Source organism: Hymenobacter taeanensis (assembly GCF_013137895.1).
GTDB classification, from domain to species: domain Bacteria; phylum Bacteroidota; class Bacteroidia; order Cytophagales; family Hymenobacteraceae; genus Hymenobacter; species Hymenobacter taeanensis.
The window spans coordinates 1,994,089-2,011,159 of sequence record NZ_CP053538.1 but is presented as its reverse complement, the minus strand read 5'-3'; the positions used below and the strand labels follow the sequence as shown (position 1 = coordinate 2,011,159).

Genomic DNA, 17,071 nt, shown 5'->3' with positions numbered 1-17,071 from the left:
TCAAGAGTTCCTTGCCTTCTTAAGCCACCTTAGGGTTTCGACCTGCGTCCTTGCCTGGTTACTACATCATTTCTGTGCCTGCTTCCTTCACTTTCGTGCGTCTGCAATACCACTCCGGCGACTGGGATGCCGTGGATGAGCGGATGCCCGCCAACCTGCTCCACTCCCTGGTGCAATACACCAAGGTACCGGTTAACCCTAAAGAGAAAGTAGTGGCGCTTGACTCGCCTGAGCTCTTCCGCTACCCGTTCTGCTACCTCTCGGGGCATCGGCTGGTGCAGTTTTCCGCCGCTGAACGCAAGAACTTTGAGCAGTACGTGCGGGGGGGAGGCTTTGTGTTTGTGGATGACTGCAACCACGACATCGACGGGCTATTTGCCCGCAGCTTTGAAGAGCAAATGCGTGTGTGCTTCGGCGCCTCCGCCCTGAAAAAGCTACCCAAAACTCACCCCATCTACTCGCAGTTTTTCAAGTTTCCGGAGGGCCCACCCAACACTGGCTTCGAGCTCAACGGCTGGGGCGACGACCTGGTGCACGATTACCTCAAAGGCATTGAAATCAACGGCCGCTTGGGCGTGCTCTACTCCAACAAAGACTACGGCTGCGAGTGGGACTACGACTTCCGCAATAAGCGCTTCCTGGCCGAAGACAACACCAAGTTTGGTGTGAATATCTTGCTCTATGCCCTAACGGCTTAATTATATATACTATTTCTACCACCTTCACTGGCCGCTTTATATGCGCAAACTTCTATCCATCAGCTCTTTGTTACTCTTCTGGCTACCACGGGCCACTACCGCGCAGGTGCACATACAGGTGGAGCCTCTTGGCCCATTAAAGCTCAGCTACGGTGTGCGCGTGGGTGGGCAACTTACTGGCATGACCGCCGCTGCCCCTGATTTTCGCGCTCTGGAAACGCGTAACAACTATTGGGGCGGCCAGGCTGGGCTGGTATTTGAGGCAGCCTTGGGGTGGCTGAGCTTGCAGCCAGCCATTGTTTTCACTCAGAAAGGCTACCGTGAAAAGCAAACCGGCACTATTGAACTGCAGGGAGTAACCTACAAAAACAACAGCCTCACCTATCTGCGGCTCAACTACTTAGTGGTGCCAGTAAATATGGTTGCTACAGTACATGGCGTGCAGCTGCTGGCTGGTCCATATCTCGGCGTAGGCCTGAGTGGGCACTACCATGACGAGTTCGATAAACCGATGCGCACTTCGGAATATTACCAAACCTATGCCGCCACCAGTTTCAAGAGGGATTCGGAGGTGACGTTTGGGAAGGTTGATCCGTATGCTGTCAATGCTTTTCGGCGGCTTGATGCGGGCTATCAGGTAGGCATCGGATACAAGCTTGGCTCTTGGCAGGCGCAAGCCACCTATAGCCACGGCGTTAAGAACGTCTATCCAAGCCCTTATATCGGCTATAATCCGCAATCCAAGAACCGGGGCTTCATGTTAGATGCCACGTATTTCTTTGCCAATAACTAGTCCAGCAGGTAGGGCTCTGCCAGCTTGGTTCTCTTTTCTCTTAACTGTTTCACTCCGTTGACCGAACAAGACGTAACTCGCCTCCTCCAGAAAATACCGCAGCTCAAACAGGAAATTGGGAAAGTCATTGTAGGCCAGCAGGAGGTGCTGGATGAAGTGCTGGTCGCGCTGCTGGCCGGTGGCCATGCGTTGCTGGAAGGAGTACCTGGCCTGGCTAAGACCCTGCTGGTACGCACCCTGGCCCAGGCCACTGACTTACCGTTCCGCCGCATTCAGTTCACGCCTGACCTGATGCCCACTGATATTTTGGGCACGGAGGTACTCGAGGAAGACCACGGCACCGGCCACCGCTCTTTCAAGTTCAACGAGGGGCCCATCTTCGCCAGCCTCGTGCTGGCTGACGAAATCAACCGGACACCGCCCAAAACGCAGGCGGCCCTGCTGGAGGCCATGCAGGAAGGCCACGTGACCTACGCCGGCCAGGAACACGCCCTGCCCAAGCCATTCTTTTTGCTGGCCACCCAAAACCCCATTGAGCAGTCGGGTACGTATCCGCTGCCCGAAGCCCAGCTCGACCGGTTCCTGCTCTACGTGCGCATTGGCTACCCCACGGAGCAGGAAGAACTGGCCGTATTGAGTGGTACCACCGGTGCCGTGCGAGCCGAAGTACGCCCCATTCTGAGCGGCGAAGATGTCCGGCAGCTGCAGTTACTCACGCGCCAGGTCAGCATCAGCCCGGAGCTGCTGAGCTTCGTGAACCGACTGGTGCGCGCCACTAGGCCGGCTACGTCGGAGGTGCCGTTTATTAAGGAGTATGGTCGATGGGGCGCAGGCCCCCGGGCCGGGCAAGCCCTGATTTTGTGCGCCAAAGCACGAGCCCTGTTACAGGGCCGGTTTGCTGCCACCCTGGAAGACCTGCGGGCCCTGGCCCCAGCCGTATTGCGCCACCGGGTGCTGTTGAACTTCAACGCCGAAGCTGAAAATCTAACTCCCGACGACGCCGTAGCAGCCTTGCTTGCGGCGGTAAAAGTGTGAACTGATGAACTACTGAGTTGACGCGCAGGCTGCGCGAGATGTGCTGCTTGCACCTCCAGGCCAGTCGAACCTAAAAACTCACCATCGCACAAGTTCACTACCTCGCCTTGTTTATGCTGACTCCTGAGTACTTACATGCGCTGCAGAATCTGTCGCTGGCGGCCCGCCAGGCGGCGGAGGGGTTGTTGCACGGCCACCATGTGAGCCGGCGCCGCGGGGCCGGCATGGAGTTCAGCCAGTACCGCCCCTACCAGCCCGGCGACGACCTGCGCCGCCTCGACTGGCGCCTGGCCGCCCGATCCGACCGCTACTACCTGCGCGAATCAGAGGTAGAAACCAGCCTGACGGTGCACTTGGTGCTGGATGCCACCGCCAGCATGAACCACCGCGACGACAATGGCTTGAGCAAGCTGGAGTATGCCCGCCTGCTGTGCGCCGCCTTGGCCTACGTAGCCACCCAGCAGGGCGACGCCGTGGCCCTAACCATACTGCACCCAAGTGGCCTACAGCACCTGCCGGCTCGCGCCGATGCCCGCCAACAGTCGCGCTTATATCACGCGCTGGAAAATGTGCAGGCCGCCGGTAAGTTTCCGGATGCGGCTACCCTGGCCCCCCTCACGGCACGAAGGCAGCCCGCTTTGCTTATCTGCGTGAGTGATTTGTATGAGGAGGCTGATGAAATTGGGCGGCTGCTCACGCGCCTGCGGGCAGCGGGTGGCGAGGTACTGCTCTTGCACGTGCTGGCCCGTAATGAAGTGGAGTTCACGTACCGCGGGGCCGTCACCTTTGAAGACCTGGAGACCGGCCAAACCCTGCAACTCGACGCCGACCAACAGCGCCAGGCGTGGCAGCAGCACTACCAGGAGTGGCTTCGCACTACGGCCTCACAAGCGCGCCGCCAGGGCTTCGACTATTACCAACTCTCCACTGCCGCGCCCCTCGACCAAGCCATGCGGGAATTTCTGCGCCTCCGGGCCAAAGTAGTCAGCTAAGCAGCCTTTTCCCATCTGCCCCCGACCTTCTCCTACCTACTGCCTTTCCTTCTAACGCTTTACAGCTTGCCCGCCTTCAACCTTCAGCACCCTACCGCCGGTTTACTCGCTCTGCTGAGCGTACTTGTGCCGGTGGCTATTTACCTCTGGAACCGGCGGCCGGGGCGGGTAGTACAGATAGGTAGCCTGCGCTGGTTGGAAACGGCTGCCAACCGCCGCCTGCGCAGTCTGAAGCCTGAGGGGTTACTTCTGCTGCTGGTACGGGCCGCTACTCTGGGCCTGTTGGCCCTGGCGCTGGCAGAACCGGGTTGGCTAGGCCAGGTACCCCCCCGGCGCGGCCAGATTCTGCTAAGCCCGGCCGCATCCGCCGAAGCGGTGAGCAGCCTCCGCCCCACCCTCGACTCTCTACTTCGCCAGGGCTACCAGCTGCGGGAGCTGCGCCCCGGCTTGCCGCTGGTTGCTCCTGACTCCCAGAACAGCAAATTAACCGGCCGCTCCGCTCCTGGCCCAGGCAGTGCTCAGGCCTCCGTAGGCCACTTAACCCCAGAAAATGTGTGGGCCCAAGTGCAGCAAGCCGCCGACTCTTTCCCTAACCGCCCCCTGGTGGTAGTAGCACCGCTTGCATTGCGCAATTTCCGGGGTACGCGGCCTATGTTGCCTGCCAGCGTTACCTGGCGCCCCACGCCCGCCACCCCCGACTCGGTGGTGCAGGTAGCCGCCGCCTGGCAGCCTCGCCCCGATAGCTTGCTGGTGCTACTGGCCCACAGCACCGAAACGGGCACCACATTTCGGCGGGTGCGCCTGGGGCGCCCAAGTGCTGGTTTGCTACCGCGCTTGCTGCCTGCCCCGAGTGAGGTAAGGTATGTAGCTGCCAATGCCCAGCCCGTTTTGCAGGTTACGGGGCCCGCGCAAACGGCCACTATTCCGGTGCAGACCACCCGCCCGCGCTTCTGGATCAGCGCTGATGCTCCGCACGCGGCCGAAGCCCGGGTATGGAAGGCCGCTCTGCGCGCCGCCGGCTCAGTTGCTCCCGTTACCCCCGAAATCATTCTGTCCTCTAGCCTTCCTACCTCCGCTGATTCAGTAGCGGGGTGTTCTGGCTGCAAAACGGCCCGGTACCAGCGCAGCTGCAACAGCGGGTGCGGCAGGGCCTGCGGCTATGGCAGGAAGCCCCGGCCCCCGGAACGCCCGTGAGCACCAGCCTCGCCATTGCCTCAGAATCGCCAGTACGTATCCTTCGTCACGACACGCTGCCCGTACCCCGCGCTGCCTGGGTGCTGTGGCACGATGCCCAAGGGAAGCCGTTGCTTTCTGCGCAGCAGCAAGGCAACGGGCAACGTTATTACTTACATACCCGCTTCACGCAACCGTGGAGTGAGCTGGCCGATTCTCCGGAGCTGCCGGCCCTGCTGTTACCTTACCTGTGGCCTACTCCCAGCGGCCCTGCCCTAACGGATATGCGCGTACTGGACCCCGCCCAGGCGCTGTTTCAACCAGCAATGGCCCGCAATTCAACCGCACCAGCCGCAGGTGCTGGTCTGGCCACTGATCGGGCTCCGGCACACTCGTACACGCCCTGGCTGGTTTTGGCAGCCGGAATGCTGTTTGGCCTGGAACGGTGGCTGGCCGCCCGCCGGAGTGCTCATTCTTCACCCGCCTCAGTATGAATACCGTAGCTACCTCCTCGGTTTCTGAAGCCCCAGCCTTGCTCCGCAACCTACGCCAAGGGTGGCTGCTGCGCCGCGCCCTGGCGCTCCTTCTGCCAGCGGTAATGAGTTTGCTGGTCTTGGGCGTACTGGTGGCCTACTGGCCTGGCCTCCGCTGGCCTGCTGGCGCGGGCATCTTGCTGCTTTTTGGCTGGCTGGTATGGCAACTATTCCGACTTTTTCAGACAGACCTTCCGGCCGTTACCCGCCACCTCGACCGCCGGTTTTTGGAACTGGAAGACAGTGCGGGCCTGCTCCTGCAACCAAGCTCAGAGCTTAACCTGCTGGCCGGCTTCCAGCAGCAGCGCGTAGCTGACCGCTTACAGGCACTGCGCACAACCACAGAAGGGCCCCTACTGCCCGTGGGTTTCCGGCGGCCGGCGTTGCTGGCAGCAGCCCTGGGGCTGGTGGCCGCTGGCCTGTGGTGGTACAGGCCAGCGGCCACCAGCGCCATTCCCGTGGCCGCCCCAGCTCTTCAACTGCATTTCGACGAAGCTCCCGCTGCCCCAGCTCAGCCAGCTCCTGCCCGGGTAGTTTCTACCCAGATTAAAATTACGCCCCCAGCCTATACGCGCAGGGCAGCCTATGCGGCAGCTCAGCCATCATTCCAGTGCCCGCAGGATAGCCGGGTGCGGTGGGAGGTGCGCGTGAGCCGGGCCGCAGACGCACCACCTGTGCTGGAACTCGGAACGCGGCGGGTGCCTATGCAAGCTGCTACGGGCCGGCCTACAGTGTTTTTTGCGGAGCTACCCGTGCCGGCCTCCGTGCTGTACCGCATCCGCTTCGCGGGTCGCCCGTCTGATGACTATGCCATTGAGGTGCAGCCGGATCAGGCCCCGGTGCTGCGCGTAGTGCGCCCCAAAGCCTATACGCTGGTGGAGTTTGGCCGCCCGCCACAGGTAGCCGTGGAGGTAGCCGCGCGTGATGACTACGGCCTGACTCGGGCCCGCTTAGTGGCTACCGTGGCACAGGGCCAGGGCGAGGCCGTAAAGTTCAAAGAGGTAGTTTCTGACCTCAGCGCCGCCCTGAAAGGGCAGCCAACTCAGGCCACGTTACGCCACCAGCTGCGGCTGCCCAACTTAGGCCTCACCTACGGCGACGAAGTGTACTTCTACGTGCAGGCTTGGGACAACCACCAGCACATGACCCGCACCGATACGTACCTGGTGCAGTGGGAAGACACCACCGTGCAGGAAAGCACCCTAGATGTATCAATGGGCGTGAAAAGCGCGCCAGCTTACTTCCGCAGCCAGCGCCAGATTATCATTGACACCGAAAAGCTCCTGGCTGAGCAGCCCCGCCTGTCGGCCGCCACGCTGCTGGAGCGCAGCAACGCCATTGGTTTCGACCAGAAGATTCTGCGCATGCGCTACGGTAAGTTTCTGGGCGAAGAGGCTGAGGGCAACATCGGTGCAACCGCCCACGCTCCCACGGCAGAGCCAGAGGAAGAACTTGGCCTGGGCTCAGTAGTAGCCGAGGACCACACGCCGCAAGAGAAGCCCGCCGCAGCCACCACCGAGGAACACCACGACCAGGACGGCCACGACCACGGTCATGCCCCCGCCAACCCCAACGCCACGGCCAGCGAAGCCCGCACGGCGGAACTGATGGAGCCCTACATGCACCGCCACGACGACTCAGAAACGGCCGATTTTCTGGAGCCCGCCGTGAAGGCTAAGCTGCAAGCAGTGCTCAGCCAGATGTGGGATGCCGAGCTCCGCCTCCGCACCGGACGCCCCAAAGAAGCCCTGCCGTATGAGTACCGCGCCTTGCGCCTACTCAAACAAGTGCAGCAGCAAACCCGCGCCTACGTAAAGAAAGCCGGCTTTACACCCCCACCCATGCCCGAGGCTACTACCCGCCTTACCGGAGACCTGGCCGGAGCCGAAGCCCCCCGCCGGCAACAACAGGCCGCCATTCCGCCCTCCTACCCCACCGTGCGGGCTGCCTTGCGTGTGCTTGGCCAGTTGCGCCTGGGTCAGCCGGCGGGTGCTGGTACGGCAGCTGCGCTTGACCAGGCAGGGTCTGAGCTGGCCCGGGCAGCCTTGCAGCAGCCTGGCCGTTACCTCGTAGCATTGCGGGCCCTGCGCGAAACCAGTGCGGCAGTGCGGGCCGGGCGCCCACTGCCCACGGCTGCGCTGCCTCTCGCGGAGCGGGGCCTGACGGACCTACTGCCCCTGGCGGCACCTACTCCTCAACGCACTGCCGGCACTACCCGGCTAGCCAGGCGCTATTTCCAGGAACTCGGCCAGTAAGCCTCCTATTTTTCGCATGACCTATTCGCTCCCTACTCCTTTGCTGCCGTTTTTGCTGGTGCTGATGCTGTGCGTATTACTGGCATTTGGCCTGAGTGTGGCAGCGTGGCGCCGAGTCAATCATTCACGCCGGGGCTGGCGGGTTGGGGCGGGCCTGCTGGCATCTGCGGGCCTGTGGTTGTTGGCCTTCCCACCCAGTCAGCCCTTGCGCTCCACTACCACCGAGGCCCTGTTGCTCACTGATGGCTACTCTCCTGACACTCTGCGTCAGTTGCTGCGCCAGTTAGGACCTGGCACTCATTTCTGGCGCTATGCCTCCCTTGCTGCCTCTCCTGACACTCCTACCTTAAGTAACCTGGCGGCCCTACGTCAGCGCTTGCCGGGCCTGCGGCGTTTGCACGTGCTGGGCCAGGGGCTGCCCGCCGCCGACCTCCCCGAGTTAAACACCGTGGGGCTGGTACGGCACTCAGGCGCTGCCCACACCGGCTTCCGGATGGCTAGCTGGGCACGTAGCACGCAGGTAGGCCAGCCTTGGGTGGTAGAGGGCTACCTCAATAACCACAATTCTGCGGCGCCCGTGTGGGTACGCTTACGGGCGGCAGGTGGCCTCCGCGACTCCGTTAAGCTGCCTAATGGTTGGGGTGCTTTTCGCCTGCAGTTCACCCCAAAAGCGGAGGGGCGCGCTGTGTATCAGCTTGATGCCCGCGCTGCTACAGCCAATGGCCTGCGCCTAGCACCCGAGCCGTTGCCGCTGGAGGTAGTACCTGCCCGCCCACTCCGGCTTCTGCTCCTGGCGGCAACTCCCTCCTTTGAGTTTCGCTTTCTGAAAGACCACCTGGCCCGGCAAGGGCACGCGGTAGCGCTGCGCGTAGGCGTGAGCCGGGGCCTCACGCAAACTGAGTTTCTAAACCAATCGGCAGCTGCTATTGGACAGCTTACTCCTGCCCTGCTTCACAAAACAGATGTACTTGTTGCTGATGCGGCCAGCCTGACGGCACTTTCCGGGACGGAGGCCGGTGCATTGCAAGCTGCGCTCCGCAACGGGCAAAGTGGCCTGATCCTGCTCACCGACCCCGCTGTCGCCCTGCCACGGGCCCTTCCTGCCCGCTCCGATTTTGTTCTGCAACTGCAGGCGGCCCGGGCAGCGCAAGAGCCCCAGGCCGTGTATTGGGCCGCGGCAGGTTCGGCTAAGGCTCTGGTGCCTGCTACGCTTCGCCCCGCGCCAGCGCTTCGGGTATTGGTTACTACTCAGGGGCGGCAACCCATTGCGGCTGCCCGCCGCATTGGCCTAGGCCAGGTGGTGGTAACTACCGTTACTGAAACCTTCCCATGGGTGCTACAGGGCCAGACTACCTCCTACGCTTCTTATTGGAGCCAGCTGCTCACGGCAGCAACGCCCCCCAATGCTCCGGCAGCCACCATTCGGCCCGAAAATTCTTGGCCTCGCCTCAATGCTCCCCTTACCATACGGGCCACGGCGCTGGCACCGGGCCCTATCACGGTTAAAGCCACGGCGGGCAAAGCTGTGCGCGTAGCCCTGCAGCAAGACGAGCAAATGCCTGACTGGGTCCGGGGCACGTTCTGGCCGGGCACCAGCGGTTGGCACCAGGCTTCCGGGCCACAGACTAGCTCGTGGTTTTATGTTTTCAGTAGCCAGCAGTGGCGAGGGCTCGAAGCTCAGCTTCGGCAGCAGGCGGCCACCCAATGGATTGCGCAGCACCAACCCGCTACCCTACCTGCGGTGGCCGCCACTACTGGGTCGGAACCCTGGTCGCGCTGGTGGGGATTTGGCTTGTTCGTATTGGGCAGCGGGTTGCTCTGGCTGGAAGAAAAGCTCTAGGCCACTTCTTTCTTACTTGGCCGCTTATGGTTTGCCAATCAGCTCCTTACTCTTCGCTGGTTGACTACAGGGGCAGTGGCCTTGTGACTGGAGTTGAACATTTTGGCTGGGCTCCTTGTCAACAAAGCAAAAAGCCCGAATTGCTACAGTCAGCAATTCGGGCTTTTTGTTGATAACTTAGCTAACTGGCCTACGCCAGCCACAATTACTTCTGCTCAGCAGTAGTGGTAGTGGTGGTGGTAGCTTCCGTAGTGGCAGGAGCCTCAGTGGTAGCAGGAGCAGCCATAGCAGTAGTGTCGGTGCTGGTAGCAGCAGCCGTGGTGTCCATGGTCGTAGACTCTACAGTGCTGGTTTCAGTAGCAGTAGTAGTTTCAGCAGTCTTGTTCTCGCCGCAAGAAGCGAGGGTAGCAGCGAATACAACGGCCAGAGCGGATACCTTCAGGAGGTTCTTCATTTTTGGTAGTAGGTTTGGAAAATTTAGTCCGAAAAACGCCCTTTATACCGTCATTACTGAATGGTAACCCAGCCGCAGAAAATATTTTTTCGGTGGGTTACCAACGGGGGGCTCATGTATTAATCAATGATGCGAATGGGTAAGGGACAACCTTCCTACACCGATGAGGAGTTTGTGGCGGCCATCCGCCACGGCGACGACCGGGCGCTGGCACAGCTCTACCGGCTGCATTTCCCCATGGTTTCTCATTATGTGCTGCAGAACAGCGGTACCGATGATGAAGCCCAGGATGTGTACCAGGAGGGCGTGATGGTATTCTATGAGAAGGTCCGCGATGGTTCTTTGGAACTCAGCTGCCAGATCAAAACCTACCTCTACGCTGTGTGCCGCCGCTTATGGCTCAAGCGGCTCACCGAGAAAACCCGCTTTGGCGGGCGCCTCGATGACCATGAGCCCTACCTCGAAACCGGTGCCGAAGCTGACCTGGAGTTGGCGGAGGAGCGCGACCGACGCTTTGCCACCATGGCCGAGGCGCTCGAGCGCATTGGAGAGCCTTGCCGCTCACTCTTGGAGGGCTTTTACCTGCTCGACAAGTCAATGCAACAGCTTACGGCGGAGTTTGGCTATACTAACGCCGACAACGCCAAGAATCAGAAATACAAATGCCTGGTGCGGCTCAAAAAGCTGTTTTTCAATCAATACCAGGAATTTGAAACCTAAGAACTAGGTTGTAAACAGTAGGGCCCCGTAGGCCACTTTGTGCTCCTTACGCTCACGTTATACACCTACTGTTCTTGCTGCATAGGATTACGCGGGACCACCCACCCGCCTTACCGAGATGAAAACCGAAGCTGATTATTACGCTTTATTTGATGCCTACCGCTCCGGAGAGCTGGCAGTGCCGCAGCGTGCCGACTTGGAGCGGCGCCTGGCCGCCGACCCCGATCTGGCCCAGCGCCTCAATGAGTACGAAACGCTGACTGGCACGCTCACGGCCTACGGTCAGCGCCTGGCGTTGCGGCGTAAGCTGAACGCTATTCAGGCAGATATGAACGCCGAAAAAGCGGTACGCCTTTCTTCTGAGGAGTTGCCCGCCCCTCACCTCTTCTCTACTCCTGAGGCCCCTCGCCCTGCATTGCGCATCTCTCGTACCGAGGAGAAGCTACGCCAGTTTTGGGGCTCTCACCGCGCTACCATGATGGTGGCCGCTTCCGTAGCTGTACTGGCGGTGTTTGCCACGCTGCTGGGTATGGAGTGGTGGAAGGCTCGTCAGCAGCCCTCTTTATACGGCTACGCCACGCTGCGCCGTGAGGTAGACCGCATTAAGCGCACCCAGCGCGTGATGAACAAGGCCATCAACCAGATTGGCACCCCCGCCACTCCCGCCGTTAACCAGGGCAAGTTCAGTGGCACTGGCTTCGCCTTAACCGCCGATGGCTACCTGGTTACCAGCTACCACGTTATTCAAGGGGCCGACTCGTTGCTGATTGAGAGCCGCGACCGGCAGCGCTTCCGGGCCGAGCCCGTTTTCACGGACGTAGCCCACGATCTGGCTATTCTGCAGATTAAGGACAAGTCGTTTAACGGTTTTGGCCGCCTGCCTTATTCCTTTAAGCGTGGCCAGTCAGAGCTAGGCGAGCGGGTATATACGCTTGGCTATCCGCGCGAAGACCTGGTGTTTAACGATGGCTCTTTGAGCGCCCGCTCTGGGTTTGAAGGTGATACGGGTTTCTATCAGATCAGCATTCCTGTGAACCCCGGTAACTCCGGCGGCCCCCTGCTCGATGATAGAGGAAACCTGATTGGTATTATCAGCGGCCGGCAGATGGATGTGCAAAGCGCTGCTTTCGCCACTAAATCGTCGTACCTGATGCGCTTGGTTGACTCGCTCAGCGCCGCCAAAACGGGGCAGGCCTACAACATGCCACGGGCCAACCAACTGGCCGGTAACTCTCGCCCTCAGCAGATCCGCAAGCTGCGCGACTATGTTTTTGTGGTGAAAGTATACGAATAGATCCACACCTCTCTCCCTATAGAAAAGGCCCGCTAGTATTGCTAACGGGCCTTTTTTTGTGGCTTATACCGGTGAAATATTCAGGCATCATTTTCTGAGCTTAGTGCCTGGCAGTGGCCTACTGGTGTGCGAATAGGCAAGTCAACTATATCAAAACAAAGCGGGTTTGCGTACACGTTTTCCGGTGGCATCACCATCCATATAAACTTCGACTTCATTCATTCGTCCTTTTACTCTCCGCTATGAGCACCCCAAGCACTCAACTGGAAAAAAACATTGAGAAAATCGTACCCGAAGACATCATCAACACGCTTCAGAGCGGTTACAAGGTGTTCAATGGCGACTCAGAACACCTGGAAGACTTCCTCAAGCACGGCGGACAGCTGTTGCGCAAAGCGTCGCAGCGCTTCACTACTACTCAGCTCATTATTGGTGTAGCCGTTATTGCCAGCATTGCTATTATTGCGGTTGCCAAAACTTCCGAGTCTGACTCAGAGCCTTCGTACGAATAACCTTGACGGTTTCCAGGCCATACAAAAGCCTCTTCTCACGTAGTGGGAAGAGGCTTTTACTTGTTTTGAGTGAAGGGAACGTGGCCTGTTACACAGGTGCCATTACCTCGGGGGAGTTATGGGCCGGGGAGTTGACCAAGGTGCTAATGGCGTAGGCCTGCATACCATCGGCGGGGTAAGGCTGGAGTAGCTGCTGGTGCTCTGCCGGGCCAGTAGTATCATCCAGCCACGCCAGTTCAGCGTCGCGGCCGGGTAAAATCACGGGCATCCGGTTATGAATGCTTGCCATCAGCTCGTTTGGCTCCGTGGTAACGATGGTGAAAGAAGGTACTACTTCTCCGGTTTGCCGATCCAGCCACTCATCCCAGAGGCCCGCAAAGGCAAAGGGCTGCTCGTCTTTCAGCAAAATCCGGTAGGGGGTTTTGCCGTGTGTGCTGGCCTGCCATTCATAAAAACTATCGGCCAGCACCAGCGCCCGTTTGCGTTGGAGCAGGGTCCGGAACGAGGGCTTTTCAGTTAAGGTTTCGGCGCGGGCGTTGATAGGCTTAGGCGCGGCTTTCAGGTCCTTTACCCAGCCGGGCACCAAGCCCCAACGGGCGAGCTGAATCCGGCCCGGATCGGTATTCAGAATGATAGGCAACGTTTGGGAGGGCGCTGCATTGTAGGTTGGGTCCGTAAGACCTGCCGCGAAAGCAGCGTCGAAACGGTCTTCGAGAATGCTGGGGGGAGGCGTGAGAGTATAACGACCGCACATGGCAGGAGTGAGTTATGTTTCTGCCTCTTACGTAATTTATGGGTGGCCAGACTATGTACTCATGCCCTCCTTGAGCGCTAACCGGCGCAGTAGTGCCTAGGCCACTCCAACCCACCTACTGGGGCGGCTGGTAGCGGGCAAACTAGCGCACCGCATCGGGGTACTCCTGCAGTAGGTTCAGCAGCACGCCATTGGTCCAGCCAAAGCCATCCTGCAGTGGATACTCCCCGCCCCCGCCTAATGCGTTGCTTTGCATGGCGTTATACTTCTCCATGAGCTTACCGGTTTGCTGAAACACGCGCTGGTTGAGACTTATCCAGCGGTGCGCCACAGTGCTGGCCAGCTCATTTTGCTTGTAGCGCCGCAGTCCCTGAATGGCCATCCACTGCAAGGGCGCCCAGGCATTGGGCGCATCCCACTGCTGCCCGGTAGTGGCTAGCGTAGTAACCAGTCCGCCCGGCTGCAAAAAGTCGCGGCGGAGGCCCTGGGCTACGTGCTTGGCCTGAGAGGGAGTAGCCAGGCCACTTTCCAGAGGGAACACCCCGGCCAGCGTCCGGACGGGAGAAGGCTTGCGCTGCTCCCAGTCATAATCTACAAACCACTTGGCTTGCTTATCCCAGCAGTAGCGCTGCAGGGCTTTACTGCGGGCGGCGGCTTTAGCCCGGAAGCTTTTGGCCGCGGCGGCGTCGCCGCGTATCTGACTACTGCGGGCCAGTGTTAGTTCCAGCTCATACAGCAGGCTATTTAAATCAACGGCCACCAGGCTGGTGGTACGGATGGACTCCAGACCGGCGCCTGGCACAAACCAGCGGCTGCTGAAGTCCCAGCCCGACGCCGCCGCGGCCCGCACATCCCGGTAGAACTGGGCCACCGGGCGGCTACCACGCTGCGCGGCCAGCACATCCTCCTGGTACGACTCTTCCCGCGGCTCGGCACTCTGGTCCCAGTAGCGGTTCAGCAACTCCCCGCCGGGCATGCGCACCACCGAGCGGTGGGCCTGGCCCGGAGCCAGTGAATCGGCGCCGGCCATCCAGAACTGGTACTCCCGCAGCAAAGGAGCATGGTAGCGGCTAAGCACAGTATCGCCCTGCTCAGAGGCCAGCAGCTCTACCATACGGCTGAAGAATGGGGGCTGTGAGCGAGTAAGGTAATAGGTGCGGTTACCGTTCGGAATAAAGCCGTACTGGTTAATTAAGAAGGCGAAATTATCGACCATACCCCGGATAAGAGCGGGGCGGTGGCTGACCTGCAGGCCCAGCATGGTGAAATACGAATCCCAGTAGTACACCTCCCGAAAGCGCCCCCCCGGCACCACATAGGGGCGCGGCAAGGGCAGCAGAGACGAATAAGGCGCTACGGAGTCGGTGGGTGGGCGCTGCAGCACCGTCCAGAGAGTATCGAGGTGGGCCCGAAGTCCCCGCTCAATGTTGGTGTGGTAGGCAGTTTCGGCGGAGGTAGGGAGCCGGAAGTAGGCCAGCACAAACCGGTTCAGGTCGAAGCCCGGGAGTTGGCGCTGCTCGTTGTAGGCCTGTAGTATTACGGCCGGCGTTTCGCGCGGAATAGCGTCAACAAAGGTTTTGTTGTCAGGAAATATCCGCTGCATCTGCACGGCCTCAAACAACCCCGGGAATAGCTGCCGGGGGGTGCGTAGCGCTGTATTTTGCGCAGATACAGTTAAGGCAAAGAGGCAGAGATAAGCAAGCAGAACTTTCTTCATACGGCGTATAATTAGGCGGCGGGGTTCTTCCGGCGCTATTCTACCTACGAATATTTACCCGGCAACGGTGGAGCACACCACCAAAGGGCATCCTTTACCGGGGGCAGCCGGCCGCGTACTACCACATGCCAGGCTGGCTCTAGGCCACTTATTGCATGGCTGGCTAGTCAGCTTCTTTGCGGGGGAGCGAGATAAAAAATGTGGAGCCCTGCTGCTCGGTGCTTTCCACCCAAATGCGGCCACCGTGCAGCTCCACAATGGCCTTGATGATGGACATACCCAAGCCATTGGTTTTTTCGCCGCGCAGGCCAGGGCGGCGAGCAGGTGTAAACCGCTCAAACAGTACGGGTTGCACGGCTGCCGGAATGCCAATACCCGTATCTATCACTTTGATAAGCACCTCCTCAGCGCTAGGCTGCAGTACTACGCTGATGCGCCCCCCGTCGGGGGTAAATTTGATGGAGTTGCTGAGCAGGTTGTTGATAACCTGCATGAACTTGTTCTTATCCAGTGAGTAGTACAGCTGCTCCGGGCCCTCGTAAATGAAGTGCTTGTTCAGGTCTTCTTGCGAAGACTGAAACTGCCCTATCAGCTGCTGCAGGTCGTGCGCCAGATTGGTGCGCTCAGGCTTCATCTGCACATTCACTGACTCCAGAAACTCCGTGTCCACGAAGTCCCGGATCATGTTAATGCTGTCCTGGCAGGTGGTCTGCATCACTGACAGCAGCTCGTTCACCGTGCTGTCGTTCAGGTCTTCCACCTTCTCACTTACAAACCCCGCCACCTGCTTGATCATGATAAAGGGTCCTGCCAGATCGTGCGAGAGAATTTCGAGAGTGGTGTTCTTTTTGGTGTTGAAACGGTCGGCGTTTTCAATGTACTCGCGGTTGCGGGTCACGTCTTGCACTGTGCCACTCAGGTAGGTACGGCCAGGGCCCTGCTCTACGCGCGCGGCCGTTACGCACACCCACTGAATAGGTCCATCTGGGTTTTCGGGGTCGAGGAGCCGGAGCTCCACATCTTCCACAAAACGCCCTTGCAGCAAGTGGCCTAGCCGGGTTTGAGCATAGCTCCGGTCATCGGGATGCAGGCGGGCCAGTATAGCAGGCAGGGCCTCCAGCAGATTTTCGGGCGCCACCCCCAACACCGTCTGCGCCGAAGCACTTGCGTATTCTATCCGCTTACCCTCTAGGTGATACACAAAATACAGCTGCTGACCACGCTCAGCTAGCGGACGGAATAAAGTGGCAAAATCAAGCATTACATTAAGTATATATTACGCTTAGCATACGGCCCAAAAAAGCCAGGCGTTACGAATCCGTTTGTGGCGCGCTCCAGTGAGGCAATATGCTCATGGCTATTCCATTACAGGTGGTTCTGGCGCAAGCATTACCTGGGCAGTGGGCTCAATAAACAGGTGCTGAACATCGGGGTACTGTTGCCGGATACTGCTCTGGAGTCGTTGCACTGCCTGGGTTAGCTCAGCAGTACGCAGCTGCGGCTCAAACTGCACGCGCAAGACTATCAGAATTTCATGTGGACTCAAGTACGATGACATAGGCGTGGCAGTATCCTGCACGGCTGCATCAGTGCGCGCCAGTTCGGTAATGCCTTGTAGCAGCGCCAGATCGGCGGGCTCGCCCAGCAGCAGGCTTTTATTTTCGCGGAGCAGCAAGCCAGCCACCACCAGCAGAATCACGCCAATGAGCAGGGAGGCTACGCCATCGAGGTAGGGGTTTTGCAGCTGGTGGCTCAGCAACACGCCCAGGAAAGCCACGAGCAGGCCTAGCAGGTCGGCTGCATCCTCAAACAGCACCACAAAAATGGAGGGGTCCTTGCTGCCATGGAAGGCCCGCCAAAACGACCTGCCTCCTCGCTGAGCGTTAAACGTGCGCCGGGCGACCAGAAAAGACGCTCCGTCAAAAAGGAATGCTACACCCAGCACTACGTAGTTCCAGAACGGCTCACCCATGGGCTCAGGATGGCGCAGGTGCTGAATTCCTTCATAGATAGAGATGCCGCCCCCAATGGCGAATATGCAGATGGCCACAATAAACGACCAGAAGTAGAGCTCCTTGCCGTAGCCAAAGGGCCGTTTGTCGGAGGCGGGCCGCTGGCTGCTGCGCAAACCCAGCAGGAGCAGCCACTCATTGGCGGTGTCTACCACGGAGTGAATGCCCTCGGCCAGCATAGCTGAGCTACCCGTAAAGCCTGCCGCCACAAACTTGATGATGGCAATAGCCAAGTTCGCGCCTAATGCCGCCATAATGGCAACTTTGGATGAGGGCTTCTCGCTTGCCG

At 59.6% G+C, this 17,071-nt stretch carries 16 protein-coding genes; 11 read left to right on the top strand and 5 right to left on the bottom strand.

Going from position 1 to position 17,071, the window contains the following annotated elements:
• The first annotated feature begins 74 nt into the window (after window positions 1–74).
• The 8 genes from HMJ29_RS08605 to HMJ29_RS08570 all read left to right on the top strand — a co-directional run bounded on the left by HMJ29_RS08605 (window position 75) and on the right by HMJ29_RS08570 (window position 9,319).
• Entirely contained in the window at window positions 75–698 is a 624-nt protein-coding gene (locus HMJ29_RS08605; protein ID WP_135435741.1) for a DUF4159 domain-containing protein, read from the top strand.
• A gap of 40 nt (window positions 699–738) precedes the next feature.
• A complete protein-coding gene (locus HMJ29_RS08600) occupies window positions 739–1,491 on the top strand; it encodes an outer membrane beta-barrel protein (protein ID WP_171591088.1) in 753 nt (250 codons plus the stop codon).
• A gap of 57 nt (window positions 1,492–1,548) precedes the next feature.
• Complete coding sequence (locus HMJ29_RS08595) at window positions 1,549–2,526, top strand: AAA family ATPase (protein ID WP_171591087.1); 978 nt, start codon at window positions 1,549–1,551, stop codon at window positions 2,524–2,526.
• A 113-nt stretch (window positions 2,527–2,639) separates the two neighbouring features.
• The gene (locus tag HMJ29_RS08590; RefSeq protein ID WP_171591086.1) at window positions 2,640–3,518 is read left to right on the top strand and encodes a DUF58 domain-containing protein; all 879 of its coding nucleotides are present in this window, start codon (window positions 2,640–2,642) and stop codon (window positions 3,516–3,518) included.
• 66 nt (window positions 3,519–3,584) lie between these two features.
• Window positions 3,585–4,712, top strand: a complete 1,128-nt coding sequence (locus HMJ29_RS08585) for a BatA domain-containing protein (RefSeq protein ID WP_171591085.1) — start codon at window positions 3,585–3,587, stop codon at window positions 4,710–4,712.
• On the top strand, window positions 4,709–5,185 hold the full coding sequence (locus HMJ29_RS08580; protein ID WP_171591084.1) for a hypothetical protein: 477 nt from the start codon (window positions 4,709–4,711) through the stop codon (window positions 5,183–5,185). The genes HMJ29_RS08585 and HMJ29_RS08580 overlap by 4 nt, the downstream gene beginning before the upstream one ends.
• A complete protein-coding gene (locus tag HMJ29_RS08575; RefSeq protein ID WP_171591083.1) occupies window positions 5,182–7,479 on the top strand; it encodes a hypothetical protein in 2,298 nt (765 codons plus the stop codon). Before HMJ29_RS08580 ends, HMJ29_RS08575 begins: the two co-directional genes overlap by 4 nt.
• A gap of 16 nt (window positions 7,480–7,495) precedes the next feature.
• Window positions 7,496–9,319: a hypothetical protein gene (locus HMJ29_RS08570; protein ID WP_171591082.1), complete on the top strand. Its 1,824-nt coding sequence runs from the start codon at window positions 7,496–7,498 to the stop codon at window positions 9,317–9,319.
• A 205-nt stretch (window positions 9,320–9,524) separates the two neighbouring features.
• Here the strand turns inward: HMJ29_RS08570 and HMJ29_RS08565 are convergent, their stop codons facing one another.
• Entirely contained in the window at window positions 9,525–9,773 is a 249-nt protein-coding gene (locus HMJ29_RS08565; protein ID WP_171591081.1) for a hypothetical protein, read from the bottom strand.
• Window positions 9,774–9,908: 135 nt separating this feature from the next.
• Between HMJ29_RS08565 and HMJ29_RS08560 the strand changes: the two genes are divergently transcribed.
• The 3 genes from HMJ29_RS08560 to HMJ29_RS08550 all read left to right on the top strand — a co-directional run bounded on the left by HMJ29_RS08560 (window position 9,909) and on the right by HMJ29_RS08550 (window position 12,299).
• The gene (locus HMJ29_RS08560; RefSeq protein WP_171591080.1) at window positions 9,909–10,493 is read left to right on the top strand and encodes an RNA polymerase sigma factor; all 585 of its coding nucleotides are present in this window, start codon (window positions 9,909–9,911) and stop codon (window positions 10,491–10,493) included.
• A gap of 118 nt (window positions 10,494–10,611) precedes the next feature.
• Complete coding sequence (locus HMJ29_RS08555) at window positions 10,612–11,787, top strand: S1 family peptidase (RefSeq protein WP_171591079.1); 1,176 nt, start codon at window positions 10,612–10,614, stop codon at window positions 11,785–11,787.
• A 242-nt stretch (window positions 11,788–12,029) separates the two neighbouring features.
• The gene (locus tag HMJ29_RS08550) at window positions 12,030–12,299 is read left to right on the top strand and encodes a hypothetical protein (RefSeq protein WP_171591078.1); all 270 of its coding nucleotides are present in this window, start codon (window positions 12,030–12,032) and stop codon (window positions 12,297–12,299) included.
• 88 nt (window positions 12,300–12,387) lie between these two features.
• On the opposite strand, the gene HMJ29_RS08545 is transcribed toward HMJ29_RS08550, so the two are convergent.
• The 4 genes from HMJ29_RS08545 to HMJ29_RS08530 form a co-directional block, all read right to left on the bottom strand.
• The gene (locus HMJ29_RS08545; RefSeq protein WP_171591077.1) at window positions 12,388–13,053 is read right to left on the bottom strand and encodes an SOS response-associated peptidase; all 666 of its coding nucleotides are present in this window, start codon (window positions 13,051–13,053) and stop codon (window positions 12,388–12,390) included.
• A 142-nt stretch (window positions 13,054–13,195) separates the two neighbouring features.
• A complete protein-coding gene (gene treF, locus HMJ29_RS08540; protein WP_171591076.1) occupies window positions 13,196–14,770 on the bottom strand; it encodes an alpha,alpha-trehalase TreF in 1,575 nt (524 codons plus the stop codon).
• 163 nt (window positions 14,771–14,933) lie between these two features.
• On the bottom strand, window positions 14,934–16,031 hold the full coding sequence (locus tag HMJ29_RS08535; protein WP_171591075.1) for a sensor histidine kinase: 1,098 nt from the start codon (window positions 16,029–16,031) through the stop codon (window positions 14,934–14,936).
• 96 nt (window positions 16,032–16,127) lie between these two features.
• Window positions 16,128–17,036, bottom strand: a complete 909-nt coding sequence (locus tag HMJ29_RS08530) for a cation diffusion facilitator family transporter (RefSeq protein ID WP_171591074.1) — start codon at window positions 17,034–17,036, stop codon at window positions 16,128–16,130.
• Window positions 17,037–17,071: the final 35 nt, after the last annotated feature.